Raw genomic sequence first — 24309 nt, 5'->3', positions numbered from 1 at the left:
AAACCCGGCTCCCACATTTTGATCTCAGAGGTCTGGTTATCCGCGTCGGTCGAGCAAGTTCACCACCAACCGATCAATCCACCCCCACACCCGCTGCTTCACGCGCCGCCACAACGGCCGCGACTGCCACGCCTCCAGGCTCACCGCCAGGCTCTGGGCGAAATCCCGCTCAAAACTGCCCGCCACTGCCCGCGTCAAGTCAGGGTCCAACGCTTCCAGGTTGGCATCCAGGTTGAAGCGCAAATTCCAATGGTCGAAATTGCATGACCCCACACTGGCCCAATCGTCCACCAGCACCATTTTCAGGTGCAAAAAGCACGGCTGGTATTCAAAGATCTGCACCCCCGAACGCAGCAGGCGCGGGTAATACCGGTGCCCGGCATAGCGCACGGACGGATGATCGGTACGTGGCCCTGTGAGCAGCAAGCGCACATCCACCCCTCGCCCGGCGGCACGGCGCAAGGCGCGACGTACGCCCCAGGTCGGCAAAAAATACGGCGTTGCCAGCCAGATACGCTGCTTGCCACCGTTCAACGCGCGGATCAACGATTGCAAAATGTCGCGGTGCTGGCGGGCGTCGGCATAGGCGACACGGCCCAGGCCCGGCCCCGTGGCGGGCATCTTCGGCAAGCGTGGCAAACCGAAACGGGTCGCGGGCTTCCACTCCCGGCGCGCAGCGTTGGCGTGCCATTGGCGGTCGAACAGCGCTTGCCAGTCCTGCACCAACGGGCCGTCCATCTGCACCATCACTTCATGCCAGTCGGCCGTGTCATTGCCCGGGGTCCAGAATTCATCGGTAACACCGGTGCCGCCGACAAAGGCGCTGCCTTGGTCAATCAGCAACAACTTACGGTGATCGCGGTACAGGTTGCGCATCCAGCGCCGCCAGCTCAGGCGATTGTAGAAACGCAGCTCCACCCCGGCGTCGGTCAGGCGCTTGCGCAGCCCGAGGGTAAACGCCAGGCTGCCGTAGTCATCAAACAGGCAGCGCACCTGCACACCACGTTCGGCAGCCAGCACCAGCGCTTGCACCAAGGCTTCGGCACAGGCGCCGGCTTCCACCAGGTACAACTCCAAGTCGACCTGGCGCTCGGCGCGGGCAATGCCCACCAGCATCTGCGGGAAGAAATTCGGCCCGTCGATCAGCAACTCGAAGCGGTTGGCGCTGCGCCACGGGAACACTGCGCCGCTCATGGTCAGCGTGCCGTGAAGATCAGCACCGCACCCACCGGCACCGACAAACTGATGGACGCCAAACCGGCCGCCTTGCGCAATGTTGCTACACCCGGCATCAGATCAAAATCCTCGGCATGCAGCACCACCGGCTCCAGGGTCACCACCTGGAAGCGCCGGTCATCCAGGCGCGTGGCCAGTAGCTCGGCGCTGTAGGTCTGGGTCTTGCCGTGCAGGGTCACGCTCAAGGGCAGGCGCAGTTCCAACTGCGCGCCGGGGGCCAGGTCGTTGATCGGTTGCAGGTTGATCTGCGCAGTGATCAACGCGTCGGGGAAGCTTTTGATCTCGAACAGATCATTGCGCATACGCTCGTCGCGCAGCGGGATACCACTGTTGACCGACTCCAGCTCCACTTCCACTTGCGCGGCGCCAGCGCCGTCAACCTTGCCGTGCAACACCAAAAAGCGCTGCACCTCGGCGATGTCGGTGTTTTTGGTGGTGACGAAGGACAGGCGTGACGATTCGTTATCCAGGTACCAGTCGGCATGGGCAGGCACGGCAGCGGCGGCCAGCAGGGCGAAGGCCAGGGGTTTGATCAGCATTAAGAACTCGCGGGGGGAAAACCTGCACGAACCTTAAGCGCAATGTCACAGCCGGCGCAAATCCGATGTGAATGCAGCCCGCTCCCACAGGGGGTATGAGGTGTGTCAGGGTTTCAAGCGGCAACCCTGGCGGTCGCCGAGCCAGCGCGCGGTGTGGGTACGCCCCATCCCACTGGCAGTGACTTCACTGCGCTCGGGGTCATCGCTGAACGCGCTGGTGGGCACGTACTGCTTCACGTAACCCCGGCAATACTCGGCCGGGTTGTTCGCGACATACCGGCACGAGCAATACTCCTTGGCCGTGTACGCCGCAATGATGTCGGGAAAGGCTTGCAGGTTGACGCGCTCATGCCACACCCAGCCCAACGACGCGAGCAACAACACTATCAACAGGCTGATAAACGGCCGACGACGAATCATGGCTGCACCGCCGCAAGCACGCGCTTGAGCAATTCGTTGTGGCGGTAGCTGCCGTCGCGGTCATCGCCGTAGCGCACGATCACCAGGTGTTCGTCAGGCATCACGTACAGCGCCTGGCCCCAGTGGCCGAGGGCGGCGAAGGTGTCGGCGGGTGCGTCGGGCCAGGGCCTCGACGGGCCTTTATTGAGCCACCAATGGCCACCGGGCACGGCTTCGTCCTGTCCGGCTTTGTATTTGTCGAAGGGCTGGCGGTTGAAGGCGACCCAGTCTTTCGGCAGCAATTGTTGCTCGCCCCAACGGCCGTCTCGCGCCATCAACAAACCGACACGCGCCAGGTCACGGGCCGTGAGGTAGGCGTAGGACGAAGCGACGAAGGTTTCATCCGCGTCGGTTTCCCAGGTCGCGTTATGGATGCCCAGTGGCTTGAACAGCGCATCCCACGGGTAGCTCATATAGGCCTTGTGGCCGAGCATGCCTTTGAGCGCGGCGGACAGGATATTGCTGTCGCCGCTGGAGTAACGGAACGCCTGGCCGGGGGCGTTGGCGGCCTCGGTGTCGGCGGCGAACTCGGCCATATCACCGCGCCCCCGGGTGTAGAGCATCGCCACCACCGAGGATTTCAGCGGGGCGTATTCATAGTCCTCCTGCCAGTCCAGGCCCGAGGCCCAGTGCAACAGGTCGGCCATGGTAACCGTGGGATGCTGCTTCATCGGCGGATAGAAACGCGCGGCAGGATCGGTCAGCTTGAAGCGGTTTTCGCCGTAGGCCACGCCTAACACGGTCGCCATCAGGCTCTTGCTGATGGACCAGGTCAGGTGCGGCGTACTGGCCGTGGTCGGCGCAGCGTAGCGTTCATAGATGACCACGCCATCGCGAATCACCAACAGCGCATCGGTGCGGATGCCTTGGCGGGTTGCGTCATCGCGCGGGGGGAACGCGTAGGTGTTCAAGGCATCGACAGCGGGGCCTGTGATCGGTGTGCCCTTGGCCCAGTCCTTGTCAGGCCAGGCTTCGGCGTGGGCGGCAGCGGTGACCAACAACAGCACAACACACAACAAGCCTCTGACCATGGACGCGGACTCAAGGGGGGCATTCAAGCCCGCGAGCCTAGCCGAGGGTGATGACAGATTTGCGACACAAGGGGCTGTCATCCAAGCGTCACCATAAGTTCATGGAGATGACACCGGGCCTCCATAGCCTGACTTTGGACAACAAAGTCGACCGGCCGAAATCGTGGCCGGCACTCGGAGACTCGCCATGACTCAGATCGCCCGCATCAGCGACACCGGCAATGAACGCCGTCTGCAAGCCGAACGCCTGGTTGGCGCACAGGCGTTGCAGGAAGCCCAGGCCTTGCGGTTCAACGTGTTCAGCGGCGAGTTCAACGCCAAGCTGAAAGGCGCGGAACTGGGTCTGGACATGGATGACTATGATGTTCACTGCAGCCACATCGGCGTGCGGGACTTGAACAGCGGTCGCTTGGTGGCCACCACCCGTTTGCTCGACCACGCGGCTGCCAGCACCCTGGGCCGGTTCTACAGTGAAGAAGAATTCAGCCTGCATGGCTTGCTGCACCTGCAAGGCCCGATCCTGGAAATCGGCCGCACCTGCGTCGATCCGGCCTACCGCAACGGTGGCACCATCGCCGTGTTGTGGGGCGAATTGGCCGAGGTCCTCAACCAGGGCGGCTACAGCTACCTGATGGGTTGCGCGAGCATCCCGATGCACGACGGCGGCATCCAGGCCCACGCGATCATGCAGCGCCTGCGCGAACGCTACCTGTGCAACGAACACCTGCGCGCCGAACCGAAGAAACCCCTGCCGGCCCTGGATTTGCCGTCCAACGTCATTGCGGAAATGCCACCGTTGCTCAAGGCCTACATGCGCCTGGGCGCGAAAATCTGCGGCGAACCATGCTGGGACGAAGACTTCCAGGTAGCCGACGTGTTCATCCTGCTCAAGCGCGATGAGCTTTGCCCGCGTTACGCCCGCCACTTCAAGGCGGCCATGTAATGAGCCGCCTGCGGGTGTACGGGCGCATTGCCCGCGTGCTGGTGGTGGTGGGGCTGGGCTTGAGCATGGCCAGTGTGTTTGGCCTGTTCGAACGCTTGGGCATTGCCAACTCGATGGTGCGGCGCCAGCGTTGGTCGCGGTTTTTCATGGCGCGACTGACCAACGCCCTGCCCTTTCGCGTGACCGTGCACGGTGAGTTGCCGCAACAGCCGATGCTGTGGGTGAGCAATCACGTGTCGTGGACCGACATTCCGTTGCTGGGCGCCGTGGCGCCGATGTCGTTTCTGTCCAAGGCCGAAGTGCGCACCTGGCCGGTGGCCGGCTGGCTGGCGGCGAAGGCCGGTAGCTTGTTTATTCGTCGCGGCTCAGGCGACAGCCAGTTGATCCGCAAGCAGATGACCCGTCATCTGGAGCAACAGCACCCGCTGCTGATGTTCCCCGAAGGCACCACCACCGACGGGCGCAGCCTGCGTACCTTCCACGGGCGTTTGCTGGCCAGTGCGATTGACGCGGATGTGTCACTGCAACCCGTAGCGATCCGCTATCTGCGCGACGGCCAGGTCGACCCGCTCGCACCGTTTATTGGCGATGATGATTTGCTCTCGCACCTGATGCGCTTGTTTGCCAATGACCAGGGCGATGTGGAGATTCATCTGCTCAAGCCGATTGCCTGTGCCGGGCAGGAACGTGCGGCGCTGGCGTTTCAGGCGCAGCAGGCGGTGCAAAAGGCGTTGTTTGGGCCGGTGCCGGAGGTTGAGCAGGTGGATGCTCGCCCTGCATTTGCAGCCTGATCTCAAAGTGAACACAGTTCAAAATGTGGGAGCTGGCTTGCCTGCGATAGCGGTCTGCCAGCTAATACATGTGTGGCTGACCCAACGCTATCGCAGGCAAGCCAGCTCCCACATTTAGATCTCAGTCGTCAGTTGAGTTTGTGCAAACACCTGCAACTCGGGATAGAACACGCGGAAATCTTCACTCAACGGCTCATACAACTCGCGCAATTCCTGCATCGCAAACTCCAACTCCTGCGGCTGCGACAACCGCCGCGAAATCCCGCGCAACACCTGTTCCATCGCCGCAAACTCGCGATAAGACCCCAACCAATCATCCGCCGCCATCCACGGCGCTATCTGCGCCAGCCGCCCCGGCAATTGCGGCTCGGCCGCCAGCACGCGGTACACCTGCGCGGTGAAGCGCTCCAGCGGCTGGTCGGCGTACAGCGCCCAGTCCCGCGCCAGGCAGTGATCGAAAAACACATCGAGGACTATCCCAGCGTAACGCCTGCGGGTGAGGCTAAAGCGCGACAACGCCTCCCCCACCAACGGGTGGCTGTCGGTAAAACGGTCGATCGAGCGGTGCAGCTGGATCGCCGCTTCGATTTGCGGGTTGAACTGGCCTTGCAGGCGGCCTTTGACGAAATCGCCATAGAGGCTGCCCAGCAATTGCGCAGGAAGTTGGCCGCCGAGGTGCAGATGTGCGAGATAATTCATGCCGCGCAGTTTAGCACTGCCGCCAACGTATCGTTATAACCCGATATACCGATTTGATCGGCTTTAAGACCCAATTCATATTGGCATATCGGAATATAACGATTTAATGTTCGCCTCATCGCGATATAACGTTTCAAGACACCGAGCACCTGCCATGTCCATCGACCTCGACGAAATAATAAAAGCCCTGGCGCACCCAGTACGGCGAGACATCCTCAACTGGCTGAAAGACCCGAAAGTGCAATTCCCCGAGCAACTGCACAACCACGAATACGGCATCTGTGCCGGGCAGATCGACCAACGCTGCGGCTTGTCCCAGTCCACCGTGTCGGCGCACCTGGCGACGTTGCAACGCGCGGGGTTGATCAGCAGCCAAAAGGCCGGGCAGTGGCACTTTTTCAAACGCAACGAGGAAACGATCCAAGCTTTCCTCGATGCGCTCATCACCGAACTCAGCGCACCGCTGTAACAAGGAAACGATAATGCCCCTCTCGCTACTCATACTGGCCCTGAGCGCCTTCGCCATCGGCACCACCGAGTTCGTCATCATGGGCTTGCTGCCCGATGTGGCGGCGGACCTCGGTGTGTCGATCCCCGGCGCTGGGTGGCTGGTCACCGGCTACGCCCTCGGCGTGGCCATTGGTGCGCCGTTCATGGCACTGGCCACCGCCAAGCTGCCGCGCAAGGCCGCACTGGTAGCGTTGATGGGCATCTTTATCGTCGGCAACCTGCTCTGCGCCCTCGCCAGCGACTACAACGTGCTGATGTTTGCCCGTGTGGTCACCGCGCTGTGCCACGGCGCGTTCTTCGGGATCGGTTCGGTGGTCGCGGCCAACCTGGTACCGGCCAACAAACGCGCTTCGGCCGTGGCCTTGATGTTCACCGGCTTGACCCTGGCCAACGTCCTCGGCGTGCCGCTGGGTACGGCGTTGGGTCAGGCTGCGGGTTGGCGCTCGACGTTCTGGGCGGTCACCGTGATTGGTGTTATCGCGCTGATCGGCCTGATCCGCTTCCTGCCGGCCAAGCGTGACGAAGAAAAACTCGACATGCGCGCCGAACTGGCGGCCCTCAAGGGTGCCGGCATCTGGTTGTCGCTGACCATGACCGCGCTGTTCTCCGCGTCGATGTTCACCCTCTTCACCTACGTCGCGCCGCTGCTGGGCGACGTCACCGGCATCTCGCCCAAAGGCGTGACCTGGACACTGCTTCTGATCGGCCTGGGCCTGACCCTGGGCAACATCATCGGCGGCAAGCTGGCGGACAAGCGCCTGGCAGCCACCTTGATCGGCGTGTTTATCAGCATGGCGGTGATCTCCACCGCACTGACCTGGACCAGCATCGCCGTGATCCCGACGGAAATCACCCTGTTCCTGTGGGCCACCGCTGCGTTCGCCGCCGTGCCGGCGTTGCAAATCAACGTGGTGACCTTTGGCAAGGCGGCGCCGAACCTGGTGTCCACCCTGAACATCGGCGCCTTCAACATCGGCAACGCCCTCGGCGCCTGGGTCGGCGGCAGTGTGATTGCCCACGGTTTCGGCCTGACCAGCGTGCCATTGGCCGCCGGTGCGCTGGCGATCCTCGCGCTGCTGGTGACCCTGATTACTTTCCGTCAGAACGGCGACGCCGACCTGGCCCCTGCGACCCACTGATCAACTTCAAAGAGAAGGTGTTTTCCCATGACGACTATTTTCGACCCGATCAAACTGGGCGACCTGGAACTGTCCAACCGCATCATCATGGCGCCGCTGACCCGCTGCCGTGCCGACGCCGGTCGCGTGCCCAACGCGCTGATGGCCGAGTATTACGTGCAACGTGCTTCCGCCGGGCTGATCCTCAGCGAAGCCACCTCGGTGACGCCCCTGGGCGTGGGTTACCCGGACACGCCGGGCATCTGGTCCAACGACCAGGTGCGTGGCTGGGCCAACGTGACCAAGGCGATCCACGGCGCGGGTGGCAAGATTTTCCTGCAACTGTGGCATGTGGGCCGTATCTCCCATGAGTCGTACCTGAACGGCGAAACCCCGGTGGCGCCGAGCGCGATCCAGCCCAAGGGCCACGTCAGCCTGGTGCGCCCACTGGCCGACTACCCGACGCCGCGCGCCCTGGAAACCGCGGAAATCGCCGACATCATCGACGCCTACCGCACCGGCGCCGAGAACGCCAAGGCCGCCGGCTTCGACGGCGTGGAAATCCACGGCGCCAACGGCTACCTGCTCGACCAGTTCCTGCAAAGCAGCACCAACCAGCGCACCGACCAGTACGGCGGCTCCCTGGAAAACCGTGCACGCCTGCTGCTGGAAGTGACCGACGCCGCCATCGAAATCTGGGGCGCGGGCCGCGTGGGTGTGCACCTGGCACCGCGTGCCGACTCCCACGACATGGGCGACGACAACTTGGCAGAAACCTTTACCTACGTGGCCAGCGAACTGGGCAAGCGTGGCATTGCGTTCATCTGCTCCCGCGAGAAAGAAGCTGGCGACAGCCTCGGCCCGCAATTGAAGAAGGCGTTTGGCGGCGTGTACATCGCCAACGAACGCTTCACCAAGGACAGCGCCAACGCCTGGCTGGCTGAAGGCAAGGCGGATGCGGTGGCCTGGGGCGTACCGTTCATTGCCAACCCGGACTTGCCGGCACGCTTGAAAGCCGATGCGCCACTCAACGATGCGCGCCCGGATACGTTCTATAGCAAGGGCCCGGTGGGTTACATCGACTACCCGACGCTGGCGATCTGATCGCCTGAAACGCAAAAAGCCCCGGTTCGCGAGAACCGGGGCTTTTTTATGCTGACCTGAAGTGCACCACCTACCCCCTGTGGGAGCGGGCTTGCCCGCGATAGCGGTGTGTCAGTTACAGATACTTTCACTGATCCACCGCAATCGCGGGCAAGCCCGCTCCCACACAAGCCCGCCACTTTTTGGACTTGCGTGGCGTGAGGGAAACACTCCTTCACACCCCTGCAACAAAATCCCTACAAAATACTTAGCCGGCTACCTATCAACCCCAGGCCAGCGCGTATATAAAGTCACCCCACAAATAAGGCAGAAGGACGATTGACCCTCCTTAAGCTTTACTGTTGACACAACGTGATGCAATTACGCATTTTGTCTCAATTGCGCAGACTAGGGCTCAGGCGCAGCATGTCGAGCCCGGTGTCCACCCAGCGCTCAGCGTCCTGATGCAACTGGAAGCTGTCGGGGACGAGCAGCCACTGGCCAATCAGCCCGTTGATATAGGCATGAATGCACACGGCACCACGAGTGGTGTCGAGGTTTTCTGGCAGTTGGCCACGATGCACGGCATTGCGCAGGGTCAAGCCGATACGCAGATTGCACTCTAGGCTGTGTGTCTGGCGCTGACGGCGCATGTCACACATTTCATCGGTGAATTCGCACTTGTGGAAGAGGATCTCATTGATGCGCCGGGTTTTCGGGTCCAGGGCCACTTGATGAAACAGATGGATCAACAGCTTGCGCATGCAGCCGAGCGGGTCGAGTTCGTCCTCGCTCTCACTGGCCCGGGCCAGTTCGTCCAGCGGCTCGTGCAGCGTGTCGAGCAACGCTTGGAGCAAGTCGGACTTGTTACTGAAATGCCAATAGATGGCGCCCCGCGTCACACCCGCCAACGCAGCGATGTCCGCCAGGGTGGTGCGCGCCACACCGCGCTCATAGAAGGCCTGCTCGGCGGCTTGGAGAATCTGGCTGCGCGTTTCCTGAGCTTCCTCTTTGGTGCGACGAACCATGGCAGTAAAACCTCAATCAGGACACTTGGGACGATTGTTAACGCACAATTAATAGCCGCTAACGATCATCTGAATATTTGTGGGACGACACCATCGTGGGTGCCGAACGTAATGAAATCGAGGCTTTGGACGTTGCTTTGTCAACATTCCGCGAAGCCTGTCAAGAGTTTACAAACAACCGTGAACGTAAGTATATTGCGTAGCAAGCTACTTATCTACTCACAGCTTGTTTTTTACCCTTCCACATTTCTTGTGCGCACCCTGCGCGCCTGACCCGAGGATCTTCATGCAACTTAAGCCAGCTGTTACCGCTCTGGTCACTGCCGTCGCCCTGGCATCGCTGCTCAGCGGATGTAAAAAGGAAGAAGCGGCTCCGCCCGCTCAAACCCCTCAGGTCGGCGTGGTCACCATTCAACCGCAAGCCTTTACCCTGACGTCCGAGCTGCCAGGCCGCACCACCGCCTACCGCATTGCGGAAGTTCGCCCACAGGTCAACGGCATTATTCTCAAGCGCCTGTTCAAGGAAGGCGGCGACGTGAAGGAAGGGCAACAGCTCTACCAGATCGACCCGTCGGTGTATGACGCCACCCTGAAAAGCGCACAAGCCAGCCTGACCCAGACCAAGTCCATCTCCGACCGCTACAAGCAGTTGGTCGATGAACAAGCCGTCAGCCGCCAGGAATACGACACCGCCGTCGCCAACCGCATGACGGCCGAAGCCAACGTGCAAACCGCCCAGATCAACGTGCGCTACACCAAAGTGTTCGCGCCGATCTCCGGGCGTATCGGCCGTTCTTCGGTGACCGAAGGCGCGCTGGTCAGCAACGGCCAGACCGATGCCATGGCGGTGATCCAGCAACTGGACCCGATCTACGTCGACGTCACGCAGTCTTCGGCAGAAATGCTGAAACTGCGCCGCGACCTGGAAAGCGGCCAGCTGGAAAAAGCCGGCGCCAATGCCGCCAAGGTCAAGCTGACCCTGGAAGACGGTACCGACTACAACCAGGACGGCAAACTGGAATTCTCCGAAGTGTCGGTTGACCAGACCACCGGTTCGGTCACCCTGCGCGCCGTGTTCTCCAACCCAGACCACACCCTGCTGCCGGGCATGTTCGTGCACGCCCAGCTGCAAGCCGGTGTGAACAGCAAGGCCATCCTGGCGCCACAGCAAGGCGTTACCCGCGACATCAAGGGCATTCCGACCGCGCTGGTGGTGAACAAGGACAACAAGGTTGAGCAACGCACCCTGGTTGCCAACCGTACGTCCGGCGCCTACTGGCTGGTGGAAAAAGGCCTCGACGCCGGTGACCGCGTGATCACCGAAGGCCTGCAATTCATCAAGCCGGGCATCGAAGTCAAGGTCAAGGACGCCGACAACGCCAAGCCTGCCGGTTCTGCTGCTCCTGCTGCCGCTGCTGGCAAAGGGGAGTAATCCATGTCGAAATTTTTTATCGACCGTCCCATTTTCGCCTGGGTAATTGCCCTGGTGATCATGCTGGTCGGGGCACTGTCGATCCTGAAGTTGCCCATCAACCAATACCCGGCCATTGCGCCAACCGCCATCGACATCCAGGTGACCTACCCAGGTGCGTCCGCACAAACCGTGCAGGACACCGTGGTGCAGGTCATCGAGCAACAGCTCAACGGTATCGACAACCTGCGTTATGTCGCCTCGGACAGTAACTCCGACGGCAGCATGACCATCACCGCGACGTTCAACCAGGGTACCAACCCGGACATCGCCCAGGTTCAGGTACAGAACAAGCTGAACCTGGCGACCCCACTGCTGCCGCAAGAAGTGCAGCAACAGGGTATCCGCGTGACCAAGTCGGTGAAGAACTTCCTGATGGTGATCGGTCTGGTGTCGGAAGACGGCAGCATGACCAAGGACGACTTGTCCAACTACATCGTGTCCAACATCCAGGACCCGATTTCCCGTACTGCGGGTGTAGGTGACTTCCAGGTCTTCGGTTCGCAGTACGCCATGCGTATCTGGCTCGACCCGGGCAAGCTGAACAACTACCAGTTGACCCCGGTAGACGTCAGCACCGCCATCGCTGCGCAGAACGTACAGGTGGCCACCGGCCAACTGGGCGGCCTGCCTGCCCTGCCCGGCACCCAGCTGAACGCGACCATCATCGGCAAGACCCGTCTGCAAACCGCAGAAGAGTTCGGCAAGATCCTGATGAAGGTCAACGCCGACGGTTCGCAAGTTCGCCTGCGTGATGTTGCGCGCATCGAACTGGGCGGCCAGAACTACAGCATCAGTGCACAGTTCAACGGCAAGCCGGCTTCCGGTATGGCGATCAAGCTCGCCTCGGGCGCCAACGCCCTGGACACCGCCAAGGCCATCCGCGCGACCGTGGCATCCCTGGAACCGTTCTTCCCGCCTGGCATGAAGGCGGTGGTGCCGTATGACACCACCCCGGTTGTGACCGAATCGATCTCCGGTGTTGTGCACACCCTGGTCGAAGCGATCGTGCTGGTGTTCCTGGTGATGTTCCTGTTCCTGCAGAACTTCCGTGCCACCATCATCACCACGATGACGGTACCGGTGGTATTGCTGGGTACGTTCGGCATCCTCGCGGCGTTCGGTTTCACCATCAACACCCTGACCATGTTCGGCATGATCCTCGCCATCGGCTTGCTGGTGGATGACGCCATCGTCGTGGTGGAAAACGTCGAGCGGGTAATGGCCGAGGAACACCTGTCGCCCAAAGAAGCGACGGTCAAGTCCATGGGCCAGATCCAGGGCGCCCTGGTGGGTATCGCCCTGGTGCTGTCGGCAGTATTGCTGCCAATGGCCTTCTTCGGCGGCTCCACCGGTGTGATCTACAAACAGTTCTCCATCACCATTGTTTCGGCGATGGCGCTGTCGGTACTGGTTGCCCTGATCTTCACCCCGGCCTTGTGCGCCACCATGCTCAAGCCCATCGATCCAGAGAAACACGGCCAACCCAAGCGTGGTTTCTTCGGCTGGTTTAACCGCACCTTCGACCGTGGCGTACTGAGCTACGAGCGCGGCGTGGGCAACATGATCAAGCACAAATTCCCGGCGTTTTTTGTGTACCTGGTCATCGTCCTCGGCATGGTCTGGTTGTTTACCCGCATTCCAAGCGCGTTCCTGCCGGAAGAAGACCAGGGCGTGATCTTCGCCCAGGTGCAAACCCCGGTCGGCTCGTCGGCGGAACGTACGCAGAAAGTCATCGACGACATGCGCGCATTCCTGCTGAACGACAAGGAAGGCGAGCCAGGCGAAGGCAAGGCGGTGAAATCGGTATTTACCGTCAACGGCTTCAACTTCGCCGGCCGTGGCCAGAGCTCGGGCCTTGCGTTCGTGATGCTCAAGCCATGGGATGAGCGTGACGCTTCCATGTCGGTGTTCGAAGTGGCCAAGCGTGCCCAGGGTTACTTCTTCGGTGCCTTCAAGGACGCCATGGTGTTCGCCATCGTGCCGCCTTCGGTTCTCGAATTGGGTAACGCCACTGGTTTCGACGTGTTCCTGCAAGACCAGGGCGGCGTCGGCCACGAAAAACTGATGGAAGCGCGTAACCAGTTCCTCGGCATGGCCGCACAAAGCAAGATCCTTGCAGGCGTGCGTCCGAACGGCGTGAACGACGAGCCGCAGTACGAGCTGACCGTTGACGACGAGAAGGCCAGTGCCCAAGGCATCACCCTGTCGAGCATCAACCAGACCCTGGCGATTGCCCTGGGTGGCAGCTACGTCAACGACTTCATCGACCGTGGTCGGGTGAAGAAGGTGTACGTGCAGGGCGAGGCCGCTGGCCGTATGTCGCCGGAAGACCTGGACAAGTGGTTCGTGCGCAGCGACTCCGGGAAGATGGTGCCGATGTCGGCCATTTCCTCGGGCAAGTGGATCTTCGGTTCGCCGAAACTCTCGCGCTACAACGGTGTAGCGGCGATGGAAATCCTCGGCACCCCGGCACCGGGCTACAGCACCGGTGATGCCATGGCTGAAGTCGAGCGCATCGCCAAGCAATTGCCGGCGGGTGTCGGCTATGCATGGACCGGTCTGTCGTACGAAGAGCGCCTGTCCGGCTCCCAGGCGCCGGCGCTGTACGCGCTGTCGCTGCTGGTGGTGTTCCTGTGCCTCGCGGCACTGTACGAAAGCTGGTCGATCCCGATTGCGGTGGTGCTGGTAGTGCCGCTGGGTGTGGTCGGGGCGTTGATCGCCACGAGCATGCGCGGGTTGTCCAACGACGTGTTCTTCCAGGTGGGCTTGTTGGTGACGGTGGGCCTGGCGGCGAAAAACGCCATCCTGATCGTCGAGTTCGCCAAAGAGTTGCACGAGCAAGGCAAAGGCATTGTCGAGGCAGCCATCGAGGCATCTCGCATGCGTCTGCGGCCGATCATCATGACGTCCATGGCGTTCATCCTCGGCGTATTGCCGCTGGCGATCTCCTCGGGCGCCGGCTCAGGCAGCCAGCACGCGATTGGTACCGGCGTTATCGGCGGTATGATCACGGCCACTGTCCTGGCGATCTTCTGGGTGCCACTGTTCTTTGCAACCGTGTCCGCCGCGGGCGAGCGTAAAAAGACTGAACCTACTGAAACTCCTAAAGAGGCTGGCCTATGAGCAAGTCGCTCCTTTCCTTAGCCGTCACGGCATTCGTGCTCAGTGGCTGCTCGCTGATACCTGACTATCAGCGCCCTGAAGCGCCGGTGGCCGCTCAGTTCCCGCAGGGGCCGGCGTATTCGTCGGCCCAGGCGCCGAACCAGGCCGCTGCCGAGCAGGGCTGGAAGCAGTTTTTCCATGACCCTGCCCTGCAACAGCTGATCCAGGTTGCCCTGGAAAACAACCGCGACCTGCGTGTCGCGGCGCTGAACATCGACGCCTATGCCGCGCAGTACCGCATCCAGCGCGCCGACCTGTTCCCGGCCGTCTCGGCCACGGGCAGCGGCAGCCGCCAGCGGGTGCCGGCGCGCACCTCGCAAACCGGCGAGTCGAGCATCAGCAGTTCGTACTCGGCCACCCTCGGGGTCAGCGCGTATGAGCTGGACCTGTTCGGCCGTGTGCGCAGCCTGAGCGAAGAAGCCCTGCAAAAGTACTTCGCTACCGAAGAAGCCCGACGCAGCACGCAGATCAGCCTGGTCGCCAACGTGGCCACGGCCTACGTGACCTGGCAGGCTGACAAAGAGCTGCTCAAGCTGACCCAGGACACCCTTGGCGCCTACGAGCAGAGCTTCAAGCTGACCTCGCGCAGCAACGAAGTCGGCGTGGCCTCGGCCCTCGACCTCAGCCAGGCGCGCACCTCGGTAGAAAACGCCCGGGTTGCCCTGGCGCGTTACACCCGCCAGGTGGCCCAGGACGAAAACAGCCTGACCCTGCTGCTGGGCACCGGCCTGCCGGCGAATATCGCCAGCCAGCCGCTGGCCGACAACCTGCTCAGCGAAGTGCCTGCCGGGTTGCCCTCGGACCTGCTGCAACGTCGCCCCGACATCCTGCAAGCCGAGTACAACCTCAAGGCCGCCAACGCCAACATCGGCGCCGCCCGGGCAGCGTTCTTCCCGAGCATCAGCCTGACGGCCAACGCCGGCACCCTCAGCCCGGACCTGAGCGGCCTGTTCAAAGGCGGCTCGGGCACCTGGTCGTTCGCCCCGCAGATCAACATCCCGATCTTCAACGCCGGCAGCCTGCGCGCCAGCCTGGACTACGCGAAGATCCAGAAAGAGATCAACGTGGCGACCTACGAGAAGGCCATCCAGACCGGCTTCCAGGAAGTCTCCGACGGCCTCGCCGCGCGTGAGACCTACAAGGAACAGCTGGAAGCCCAGCGTGGTTTCGTCGCCGCCAACCAGGATTACTACCGCCTGGCCGAGCGTCGCTACCGCATTGGCGTGGACAGCAACCTGACGTTCCTCGACGCCCAGCGCCAACTGTTCAGTGCCCAGCAATCGCTGATCACCGACCGCCTGGCGCAGCTCACCAGCGAGGTCAACCTGTACAAGGCCCTCGGCGGTGGCTGGAACGCACAGACCGCGAAGAACGAGCCGTTGAAAGAAGACGCACCGGCGCTGAAGTTGTTCTGATCGCGCTGTTGTAGCTAGACAAAAACCGCTTCCCTCACCGGAAGCGGTTTTTTTTTGTGGGAGCTGGCCCACACAAGCCCGCCCTAAACCGGTCACCTTGCATTTCGTTTAACCTTTCAGGATAAAATTGGTCACAGATTCTTACAAACCACAAAGGGAGCTTGTCGTAATGATCGTAGGAATCGACCTGGGGACCACCAACAGCCTCGCCGCCGTCTGGCGCGGTGACGCCGCCGAGATGGTACCCAATGCCCTTGGCCAATTGCTCACCCCCAGCGTGGTTGGCCTGGATGACCAAGGCCGCATCCTGGTAGGCCAGGCCGCCAAGGAACGCCTGCACACCCACCCGCACCTGACCACCTCGCTGTTCAAGCGCTACATGGGCAGCGCCACCGAAGTGCGCCTGGGCGACCGCTCGTTCCGCCCCGAAGAACTCTCGGCACTGGTGCTCAAAAGCCTCAAGGAAGACATCGAACGCACCTACGGCCACACCGTCACCGACGCCGTGATCAGCGTGCCCGCCTACTTCAGCGACGGCCAACGCAAAGCCACGCGCATCGCCGGTGAGTTGGCCGGGCTCAACGTCGACAAACTGATCAACGAACCCACCGCTGCCGCCCTCGCCTACGGCCTGCATCAGCGCGACAAGGAAACTTCGTTCCTGGTGTTCGACCTTGGCGGCGGCACCTTTGACGTGTCGATCATCGAGCTGTTCGACGGCGTGATGGAAGTGCGTGCCAGCGCCGGCGACAACTTCCTCGGCGGTGAAGACTTCGACACCCTGCTGCTGGAACACTTCGTCGACAGCCAGCGCCACGCCGCCGGGTTCCCACCCACCAGCAGCGTGTTGCACGCCCTGCGCCGTGAAGCCGAGCGCGTGCGCAAGGCCCTGGGCCAGGACGACAGCGCCGAATTCGCCCTGCGCGTCGACGGCCAGCAATGGCTCAAAACCATCACCCAGCAGGAACTCACCAAACTCTACACGCCGCTGCTGGAACGCCTGCGCGCGCCCATCGAGCGAGCCCTGCGCGATGCGCGGATTCGCGTCGGCGACCTCGATGAAATCCTCCTGGTGGGTGGCACCACGCGCATGCCGCTGGTGCGCAAGCTCGCCGCCGGTTTGTTCGGGCGCTTCCCGTCCATCAGCCTCGACCCGGACCAGGTGGTCGCCCACGGCGCCGCGATCCAGGCTGCGCTCAAAGCGCGCTCGGCAGCGCTGGAAGAAGTGGTGCTGACCGACGTCTGCCCCTACACCCTGGGCATCGAAACCTCGCAGCAGTACGGTGGCCATATCGAAAGCGGCCACTACCTGCCGCTGATCGAACGCAACAGCAGCGTGCCGGTGAGCCGGGTCAAGAGCGTGGTCACCCTGCACGACAACCAGAGCCAGGTGCTGCTGAAGATCTACCAGGGCGAAAGCCGCCTGGTCAAAGACAACATCGAGCTGGGCCAACTGGACATTGCCGTGCCCAAGCGCAAGGCCGGTGAAGTCTCGCTGGAGGTGCGCTTCACCTACGACAACAACGGCCTGCTGGAAGCCCAGGTGAAGATCCCGCTGACCGGCGAGCAACACTCCCTGGTGATCGAGAACAACCCCGGCGTGTTGAGTCCGGACGAAATCCAGCAACGCCTGCAAGCCCTGGCGCTGCTCAAGGTCCACCCGCGCGACCAACAGGTCAACACCGTGCTCAGCGCCCGCCTCGAACGGCTCTACCAGGAAAACCTCGGCGAGCTGCGCGAGCAATTCGGCCACTGGGCCGCGCAGTTCCAGCAGGTGCTCGACACCCAGGACGAGCGGCGCATCCGCGAGGCCCGCAGCGAATTGACCCGCCAACTTGAACAGCTCGACAACGGGTTCTGGCGCTGAGGAAACACCCCATGGATTGTTGGACCGTACTGCAACTGCCGGAAGACACCGACGAGCGCACCATCAAGCGCACCTACGCGCGCCTGCTCAAAAACTGCCGCCCGGACGATGACGCCGAGGGTTTCCAGCGCCTGCGCGAAGCCTATGAAGAAGCGCTGGCCTACGCACGCTGGCGCGCTGACTGGGAAGAAGACGACACCCGCGTGGAAGAGCCCGTGGCAGCACAGGCCTACGGCAACCTCAACGACCTCGCCGAGTTGATGGACGTCAGCGCCCTGCACCCTGCCCCGCTTGAAACGCCCAAGCCCGACCCGGCCCAGGCGCTGATCAGCGGCCTCAACCTGCACAACCTCGACGAGCGCTGGGCCCAGGCGCAGCAGCAAGGTTGTAGCGAAGCGTTCCAGGCCGGCCTGTTGCGCCATTGTTTCGACAGCCCCGGCGAGCGCGGTGCAATTGTCAGTTGGGCCGTGCAGCACCTGGAATGGCTGACACCCTGGCAACAGGTGGCCATGACCCCATGGCAGCACGACGCGCTGACCGGCGAACTGTTGCAGGAGTACCGCCGCACCTTGCAGGAACTGCTGGAGCAAAAGGCCGAACGCGAGTTCATCACCCAGCTCAGCCAGTACAACAGCCAACCCTGGCTGCGGGTGTTCGACCTGCAACAACAGTGGCAGCGGATCGTCCTGCACCTGCTCCACGACACCACCTGGAGCGTGCCGCTGTTCGAGCGCGTGTGCCAGGCGTTCGGCTGGGACGACCAGCAAGGCGTGTACCCGGAACCGGCCTGGATGTGGCGCGACCTGGTCGCGCGTTGCGAGCAGGAGAGTTTCTACGAACACTTGCAGGCCAAAGCGCAGGACCCCACGTGGAAATCCGCCGATGCCATGGCCGCGCGCCTGCTGCTGACGCCCCTGTCCGACACCCAGCAAAGCTGGATGACGGCGCAGTTCAGTGACAACGACTGGCACGCCTGCCAACAGCTGGCCGAAACCCTCAACTGGCGTTATCCGCAACTGCTGGAGCGCCTGCCCCAGGCCGACGTGTTTTTCTGGCGCAAATTCCTCCCGCGCCCGGTGTCCCATCGCAGCTGGATACGGCTGTGGGGCGCGCTCGCCTTGGCCACGGGACTGGCCCTCGTCCCCGAGACCAAAACACTGTCCACCGAGGCGATCCTGGTGGTGCTGCTGACCGTCATTCCGGCCTTCCTCGCGATCCGTGGCACACAACTGTGGGCCGCCGTGACTTCACGCTTGATCATCCCCGACCTGTGGCTGACCCAGCGCCTGCTACCCGAACGCTTCAACCCGCATCAGCAGTGGCTGGTGCTGCGCCACGGTGTTCCACAACTTTGCCTGCTGGTGTTCTTCGGCATGCTGCTGGGGGTGATGGGCATGCTGGGGTACGCCGGGATGATCCTGATCCACGTGCTGCACGCCAAGCGCATCGGTCAGGTCAGCGAGCACGTCGAGCACTATTACCCGTGGTTCAGCGGCCTGCATTGGGCGCATTGGAGCCCGTTGCAAGCGGTGTTCCTGGCGCTGATGGTGCCTGCCACGCTGCTGTGCCAGCGCTATCTGCCCGAGATCCCATGGACCAGCCTGACGCACGTTCTCTAGGCACAAACACGCCGGGCCCCAGTGCCCGGCAACTTGCGTGCGATCATCGCCCACAACCCGCCTTCCCCCGATTGAACCGCTTGCACCCCGCCCCGCACCATGGCCCGCACCTGCACAACCCCCAATAACAATAGGTTCAACGCCATGAGCACGTTCCGCCCTCGCCAGCTGTTGCTGGCTGCCGCAGTCACCAGCCTTGCCTTGCCCGTCGTCGCCGAAGAACACGGCTTCCTCGAAGACGCCAGCGCCAACCTCAACCTGCGCAATTTCTTCTTCAACCGCAATTACACCAACCCGACCAAGACCCAGGGCGGCGCGCAGGAGTGGACGCAAAGTTTCATCCTCGACGCCAAGTCCGGCTTCACCCAAGGCACGGTGGGTTTCGGCGTGGATGTGCTGGGCATGTACTCGTTGAAACTCGATGGCGGACGCGGCACCGGCGGCACCCAATTGCTGCCGCTGGACCACGACGGCCGCCCAGCGGATGAGTTCGGGCGCCTGGGCGTGGCGTTCAAGGCGAAGATCTCCAAGACCGAATTGAAGGTCGGCGAATGGATGCCGGTGCTGCCGATCCTGCGCGCGGATGACGGCCGCTCCCTGCCACAAACCCTGCGCGGCGGGCAGGTCACCTCCAGGGAAATCGACGGCCTGACCCTCTACGGCGGCCAGTTCCGCGCCAACAGCCCGCGTGACGACAGCAGCATGAACGACATGTCGATGGTCGGTAAAACCGCCTTCACCTCCGACCGCTTCAACTTCCAGGGCGGCGAATACGCGTTCAACGACAAGCGCACCCAGGTCGGCCTGTGGAACGCTCAGCTCAAGGACATCTACCGCCAGCAGTTCGTCAACGTGATCCACAGCCAGCCCTTGGGCGACTGGACCCTGGGCGCCAACCTCGGTTTCTTCTACGGCAAGGACGACGGCAGCGCCCGCGCCGGCAGCCTCGACAACAAGACCTGGTCCGGCCTGTTCTCGGCCAAATACGGCGGCAACACCTTCTACGTCGGCCTGCAAAAACTCACCGGCAACAACGCCTGGATGCGCGTCAACGGCACCAGCGGCGGCACCCTGGCCAACGACAGCTACAACTCCAGCTACGACAACGCCCAGGAAAAATCCTGGCAACTGCGCCACGACTACAACTTCGCCGCCCTCGGCGTGCCGGGCCTGACCCTGATGAACCGCTACATCAGCGGCAGCAACGTACACACAGGCTTAATCACCGACGGCAAGGAATGGGGCCGCGAAAGCGAAGTGGGCTACACCGTGCAGAGCGGCGTGGCGAAAAACCTCACGGTGCGCCTGCGCAACTCCACCATGCGCCGCGACTACAGCAACAATGAGTTCGATGAAAACCGGTTGATCGTCAGTTACCCGATCAGCTTGCTGTAAGACCTCATTACAACCTCGCGGGAACGTTTGGGCACAGATGGACACTTCCAGTAGTCAGGCATATCGCCTGACTCTTCAAAAAGGATTTCATATGGAAGTGTCCAAAAGCCTTGCAAACGCGAACTACCTTCCCCTGAAGCGCGAGCATGACTCACCGCAGCATCACGTGGCCACATTCGACAACAGCCACTACGTACCCGCTGTTCCCCCGCAACGCGTGTTCACACCCGACAATCCAATCCAGGCCCATATTCAACCGATCCTCGATGACGGCAATTTGAAAGCCTGCGGCCAATCGCTGTGGGAGCAGGACGTGACTTACAGCCTGAAAAACAGCCTGATTCTTGAGACGAGTAACAAGGCAGACCAGATCCATATCCGCCAGACACGTCCCGGCCAACTGGATGTTCAGGTCAACGGCCGGTTGTATCGTTTTGACAGCCACGATAAAGACGGCAGGCCAGTCACCTTTCACCTCAAGACCCACGGCGGTGACGACAACATCCGCATCGACGCCAACGTGACTCAGCCCGTGATCGTGGATGCAGGGGACGGCGATGATCGCGTACATGCCGGCGGTGGTTACACCCGCCTGTTCGGCGGCAAAGGCGATGATGTGCTGCGCCTTGGCAGTGGCCTTGGTTATGCAGAGGGTAACGACGGTAACGACACGCTCATCGGGGGCACTGGCGATAACACCCTGTACGGCAACAATGGCAATGACCGTCTCTACGCCGGTGCGGGGCCCAAAAGCAAAACCAGCAACCTGGATGGCGGCAACGGCAATGATCGACTGTACGCCGGTAGCGGCCATACGGTGCTGCATGGCGGTGCCGGTAACGATCGCTTGATCGGCCACGACCGCAGCACCTTCTACACCGGCGACGGCCGCGATGCAGTCATTGCCAATCGTCCAGGCGACCTGATCTACGCTCAGCCCGACGATACGATAAACCACCTGAACGGTTCCCTATTGACCGCTGTGTCGGCCGACCCCGAGCCCCAAACAGGATTGGTGATCAAGGGCTCGACCGAGTTCATCCAACGGGTGGAGGACGATCTGGCCCTGCTGCGCCTATCCCCCAACGGTAAACAGATGCTGGCCGCGATGAGCGCCATCGCCCAGCGCAACGGCGCACCAGTAACACTCGTCGAAGATCTGCTCGACACCGGCAGTGGCTATGTCTATGGCAGCCAGGAACTCAAGACCTTGTTTGGCCATGAGCACGCGCCTGTGGTCGGTGACGATCCAAAATGGGGGTTCATGGTCAACGGCGTTCCGGGATCGCGGGCGGACCGGGCGCAAATCAGCTATAGCCGCAGCGCAGTGGAAACAGTCGCGGGGGTGACTTACGCCCCGATCACGGTGCTTTATCACGAAATGGTTCATGCCTGGAACGCCGCCAACGGCAACGCTTTAGCGGGCACAACCACCACAGTGCATGACGGTAAGCTTGACGAGACGCCCAACAGCGAACTTCAAGCCGTGGGGCTACCGACCACGCCGGCAAACACCCTCAACCCCAAAGCCCTCACTGAAAACGCCTTGAATGAAGAAATGGGCAAGCCGCTGCGCACGCAGTACATCGGCTGAACCCTAGCGACGCTCGTTTGTCAGCCTGTAACCTTGCACAGCCGATCTTGCTGTATGGTGCGCGCCTGCCGCTGCTGAGCTGAATCAGCAGCGGCTTTTTATTTGAGCCCGTGCACACCATGAAATCCTTCGCTTTAACGTGCGCCCTGCTTGCCCTGGCCTTGAGCCTCAGCGGCTGCATCGGTGCACCCATCGCCCTCACGCCGCAGACCGAACAACGCCTGCAAGCCCAGGCGCCGATCCGTTTCCTGCTGACCTTCGATGACGGCCCCAGCGCCTCCGGCTACAACAACCCGAGCCGTTCGGTGGTCGCCGACCTGGCGCACAACCCAGTGTTGCCGGGGATCAAGGCGGTGTTCTTCCTACAAACCGAATCTTCACGCTCCGGCGGCAGTTCACGTGGGCGCAAGACCATGGAACGCGAGTACGCCGGCGGGCACATCCTGGCGTTCCACACGGCCACGACGTTTCATACCAACCATCGCTGGCTGAATGACGCCGAGCTGGAAAGCACCCTCAGCCAAGGCGCGGCCGATATCGCCTCGATCACAGGCCGCCCGCCCCTGCTGGTGCGCCCACCGTTCTGGAACTACGACCGCCGCACCTTCGCCGCCTACCAGCGTCATGGCATGCACGTGCTGCTGACCGATTTGAGTGCCAACGACGGCAAGATCTGGGGGTTCAACGGCAGCCCGCGTCGCCGCGCGAATTTGTATCGCCAACTGTCGGTGGTGCGCGAACGCATCGCATTGGGTGAGTTGCCGACGGTAGACGGAGTGATTCCGGTGGTGGTGACGTTTCACGACATCAACCGCTACACGGCGCGGCACATTCAGGAGTACTTGCAGATCCTGCTGGACAGCGCACGGATCAACGGCATGAAGACCGCGGCCGAGCCGTTCTACACCGACACGGCCCAGCTCGAACGCGCCGCCCTGGCCCGCACGGTGAAGGATGTGAGTGAACCGGTGCACCTGCCGGGCGTGTGGAACTGGGTGTGGGATGCCGATTCCCACTGACACTCTGCAATTAATGTGGGAGCTGGCTTGCCTGCGATGGCGGTGGGTCAGCTACACAGTTGCTGGCTGATACACCGCTTTCGCAGGCAAGCCAGCTCCCACATTGGATCGTGTTTCAAGTTCAGGAGGGTTGGCGCGACTCGATACCCAACTCATCCCACACCGACTCCGCTAGGTGAAACGTCGCATTCGCCGCCGGTATCCCGCAGTAGATCGCGCTCTGCATCAGCACTTCCTTGATCTCCGCACGGGTCACGCCATTGCTGGCGGCGGCGCGCAGGTGCAGCTTGAGTTCTTCATTGCGGTTCATGCCGATCAGCATTGCGATGGTGATCAGGCTGCGGGTGTGCCGAGGCAAACCGGGGCGGGTCCAGATGTCACCCCAGGCGTGGCGGGTGATCATGTTCTGGAATTCGCTGTTGAACTCGGTCAAGGCGTTGAGGCTGCGGTCGACATGGGCGTCGCCCAGCACTTCGCGGCGCACTTGCAGGCCGTCGGCGTAACGTTGTTTCTCGTCCACAAAAAGCTCCTCAGTGGGCCAGCAGAAATTCAATAACCCGATCGCTGAACGCAGCACCGGCCTGGACATTGGACAGGTGCGCCGCATAGAACTCGGCGTATTCGGCACCCTGCACATGGTTCTGGATAAAGTGGCTGCCCTCCGGTGGCGTAACGGCGTCGTCGGTGCCGGCGATCACCAGGGTCGGGGCCTTGATCAATGCCAGTTGCTCGCGAAAGTCCGCATCGCGCACGGCAGCGCAGTTGGCGGCGTAACCTGCGGGGGATGTGGCGGCCAGCATGTCGGTGATCTGCTTGGCCTGGTGCGGGTTGGCCGCCGCAAAATCGGCGGTAAACCAGCGCGCAATCGACGCATCGCGCAGGGCGACCATCGCCGCCTTGCCGTCGCGCAGGACCATCTCGATACGCGGGTTCCAGATCTCCGGCGTGCCGATCTTGGCGGCGGTGTTGCACACCACCAGGCGGTGCAAGCGTTCGCCCGCGTTGATGCCCAGCCACTGGCCGATCAAGCCACCCATGGACAAGCCACAGAAATGAGCGCGTTGGATATCCAGCGCATCCAACAGCGCGATCACGTCGCGGCCCAGTTGCTCGATGCTGTAGGGCCCCTCGGTGACCAGGGATTTGCCATGGCCACGGGTATCAAAGCGCAGCACCCGAAAGTGCTCGGTGAACGCCGGGATCTGGATGTCCCACATGTGCAGGTCGGTGCCCAGGGAGTTGGACAGCACCAAGACCGGCGCGCCCACGGGGCCGTCCAGTTGGTAATGCAGTTCGCCCTCGGCGAGTTGTACAAAGGCCACGGTGG

21 protein-coding genes are annotated in these 24309 nt (G+C 62.1%); 13 read left to right on the top strand and 8 right to left on the bottom strand.

From position 1 onward, the window contains the following. Positions 1-36: 36 nt before the first annotated feature. From ACU688_RS09590 to ACU688_RS09575, 4 genes are all read right to left on the bottom strand, one after another. Positions 37-1194, bottom strand: a complete 1158-nt coding sequence (locus tag ACU688_RS09590; protein ID WP_448184512.1) for a phospholipase D-like domain-containing protein — start codon at positions 1192-1194, stop codon at positions 37-39. Between the two features lie 2 nt (positions 1195-1196). Further along, complete coding sequence (locus ACU688_RS09585; protein ID WP_448184511.1) at positions 1197-1775, bottom strand: YceI family protein; 579 nt, start codon at positions 1773-1775, stop codon at positions 1197-1199. Positions 1776-1880: 105 nt separating this feature from the next. Next, a complete protein-coding gene (locus ACU688_RS09580) occupies positions 1881-2195 on the bottom strand; it encodes an amidase (protein WP_448184510.1) in 315 nt (104 codons plus the stop codon). Continuing rightward, positions 2192-3265, bottom strand: coding sequence for a serine hydrolase domain-containing protein (locus ACU688_RS09575; RefSeq protein WP_448184857.1), 1074 nt, complete (start codon positions 3263-3265; stop codon positions 2192-2194). Before ACU688_RS09575 ends, ACU688_RS09580 begins: the two co-directional genes overlap by 4 nt. 187 nt (positions 3266-3452) lie before the next feature. On the opposite strand from ACU688_RS09575, the gene olsB reads away from it, so the two are divergent. Together olsB and ACU688_RS09565 are read left to right on the top strand one after the other, a co-directional pair. After that, positions 3453-4208 (top strand): L-ornithine N(alpha)-acyltransferase, encoded by a 756-nt coding sequence (gene olsB / locus ACU688_RS09570; protein ID WP_017736899.1) that lies wholly within the window; start codon positions 3453-3455, stop codon positions 4206-4208. Then, positions 4208-4999, top strand: a complete 792-nt coding sequence (locus ACU688_RS09565) for a lysophospholipid acyltransferase family protein (protein WP_448184509.1) — start codon at positions 4208-4210, stop codon at positions 4997-4999. The genes olsB and ACU688_RS09565 overlap by 1 nt, the downstream gene beginning before the upstream one ends. A gap of 114 nt (positions 5000-5113) precedes the next feature. Here ACU688_RS09565 and ACU688_RS09560 read toward each other — a convergent pair whose 3' ends face one another. Beyond that, positions 5114-5698 carry an acyl carrier protein phosphodiesterase gene (locus ACU688_RS09560; RefSeq protein ID WP_448184508.1) on the bottom strand — a complete coding sequence of 195 codons (585 nt, stop codon included), beginning with the start codon at positions 5696-5698 and terminating at the stop codon, positions 5114-5116. Positions 5699-5852: 154 nt separating this feature from the next. On the opposite strand from ACU688_RS09560, the gene ACU688_RS09555 reads away from it, so the two are divergent. The 3 genes from ACU688_RS09555 to ACU688_RS09545 are packed head-to-tail and all read left to right on the top strand — an operon-like array spanning position 5853 to position 8430. Continuing rightward, complete coding sequence (locus ACU688_RS09555) at positions 5853-6167, top strand: ArsR/SmtB family transcription factor (protein WP_017736896.1); 315 nt, start codon at positions 5853-5855, stop codon at positions 6165-6167. Between the two features lie 13 nt (positions 6168-6180). Further along, entirely contained in the window at positions 6181-7347 is a 1167-nt protein-coding gene (locus ACU688_RS09550) for an MFS transporter (protein ID WP_448184507.1), read from the top strand. Positions 7348-7374: 27 nt separating this feature from the next. Beyond that, a complete protein-coding gene (locus ACU688_RS09545; protein WP_448184506.1) occupies positions 7375-8430 on the top strand; it encodes an alkene reductase in 1056 nt (351 codons plus the stop codon). A gap of 374 nt (positions 8431-8804) precedes the next feature. On the opposite strand, the gene ACU688_RS09540 is transcribed toward ACU688_RS09545, so the two are convergent. Then, positions 8805-9437: a TetR family transcriptional regulator gene (locus ACU688_RS09540; protein ID WP_305432970.1), complete on the bottom strand. Its 633-nt coding sequence runs from the start codon at positions 9435-9437 to the stop codon at positions 8805-8807. Positions 9438-9723: 286 nt separating this feature from the next. On the opposite strand from ACU688_RS09540, the gene ACU688_RS09535 reads away from it, so the two are divergent. The 8 genes from ACU688_RS09535 (at position 9724) to ACU688_RS09500 (ending at position 22982) form a co-directional block, all read left to right on the top strand. After that, a complete protein-coding gene (locus ACU688_RS09535) occupies positions 9724-10869 on the top strand; it encodes an efflux RND transporter periplasmic adaptor subunit (RefSeq protein WP_448184505.1) in 1146 nt (381 codons plus the stop codon). A 3-nt stretch (positions 10870-10872) separates the two neighbouring features. Then, positions 10873-14034 carry an efflux RND transporter permease subunit gene (locus tag ACU688_RS09530; RefSeq protein ID WP_448184504.1) on the top strand — a complete coding sequence of 1054 codons (3162 nt, stop codon included), beginning with the start codon at positions 10873-10875 and terminating at the stop codon, positions 14032-14034. Next, complete coding sequence (gene adeC, locus ACU688_RS09525) at positions 14031-15488, top strand: AdeC/AdeK/OprM family multidrug efflux complex outer membrane factor (RefSeq protein ID WP_448184503.1); 1458 nt, start codon at positions 14031-14033, stop codon at positions 15486-15488. The genes ACU688_RS09530 and adeC overlap by 4 nt, the downstream gene beginning before the upstream one ends. A gap of 169 nt (positions 15489-15657) precedes the next feature. Further along, positions 15658-17355 (top strand): molecular chaperone HscC, encoded by a 1698-nt coding sequence (locus ACU688_RS09520; protein WP_448184502.1) that lies wholly within the window; start codon positions 15658-15660, stop codon positions 17353-17355. Positions 17356-17366: 11 nt separating this feature from the next. Further along, complete coding sequence (locus ACU688_RS09515; RefSeq protein ID WP_448184501.1) at positions 17367-18974, top strand: J domain-containing protein; 1608 nt, start codon at positions 17367-17369, stop codon at positions 18972-18974. A gap of 144 nt (positions 18975-19118) precedes the next feature. Further along, complete coding sequence (locus ACU688_RS09510) at positions 19119-20369, top strand: OprD family porin (protein ID WP_448184500.1); 1251 nt, start codon at positions 19119-19121, stop codon at positions 20367-20369. 91 nt (positions 20370-20460) lie between these two features. Continuing rightward, positions 20461-21963 carry a M91 family zinc metallopeptidase gene (locus ACU688_RS09505; protein ID WP_448184499.1) on the top strand — a complete coding sequence of 501 codons (1503 nt, stop codon included), beginning with the start codon at positions 20461-20463 and terminating at the stop codon, positions 21961-21963. A gap of 119 nt (positions 21964-22082) precedes the next feature. Continuing rightward, positions 22083-22982, top strand: coding sequence for a polysaccharide deacetylase family protein (locus ACU688_RS09500; RefSeq protein WP_448184498.1), 900 nt, complete (start codon positions 22083-22085; stop codon positions 22980-22982). A 121-nt stretch (positions 22983-23103) separates the two neighbouring features. Here the strand turns inward: ACU688_RS09500 and pcaC are convergent, their stop codons facing one another. Continuing rightward, positions 23104-23502, bottom strand: coding sequence for a 4-carboxymuconolactone decarboxylase (gene pcaC / locus ACU688_RS09495; protein ID WP_448184497.1), 399 nt, complete (start codon positions 23500-23502; stop codon positions 23104-23106). A 10-nt stretch (positions 23503-23512) separates the two neighbouring features. Next, the gene (gene pcaD, locus ACU688_RS09490) at positions 23513-24304 is read right to left on the bottom strand and encodes a 3-oxoadipate enol-lactonase (RefSeq protein WP_448184496.1); all 792 of its coding nucleotides are present in this window, start codon (positions 24302-24304) and stop codon (positions 23513-23515) included. Positions 24305-24309: the final 5 nt, after the last annotated feature.

Source organism: Pseudomonas acericola (SeqCode) (assembly GCF_053456465.1).
Note: the sequence above shows the minus strand (reverse complement) of the source record. Positions and strands in the feature narration are given on the sequence as shown.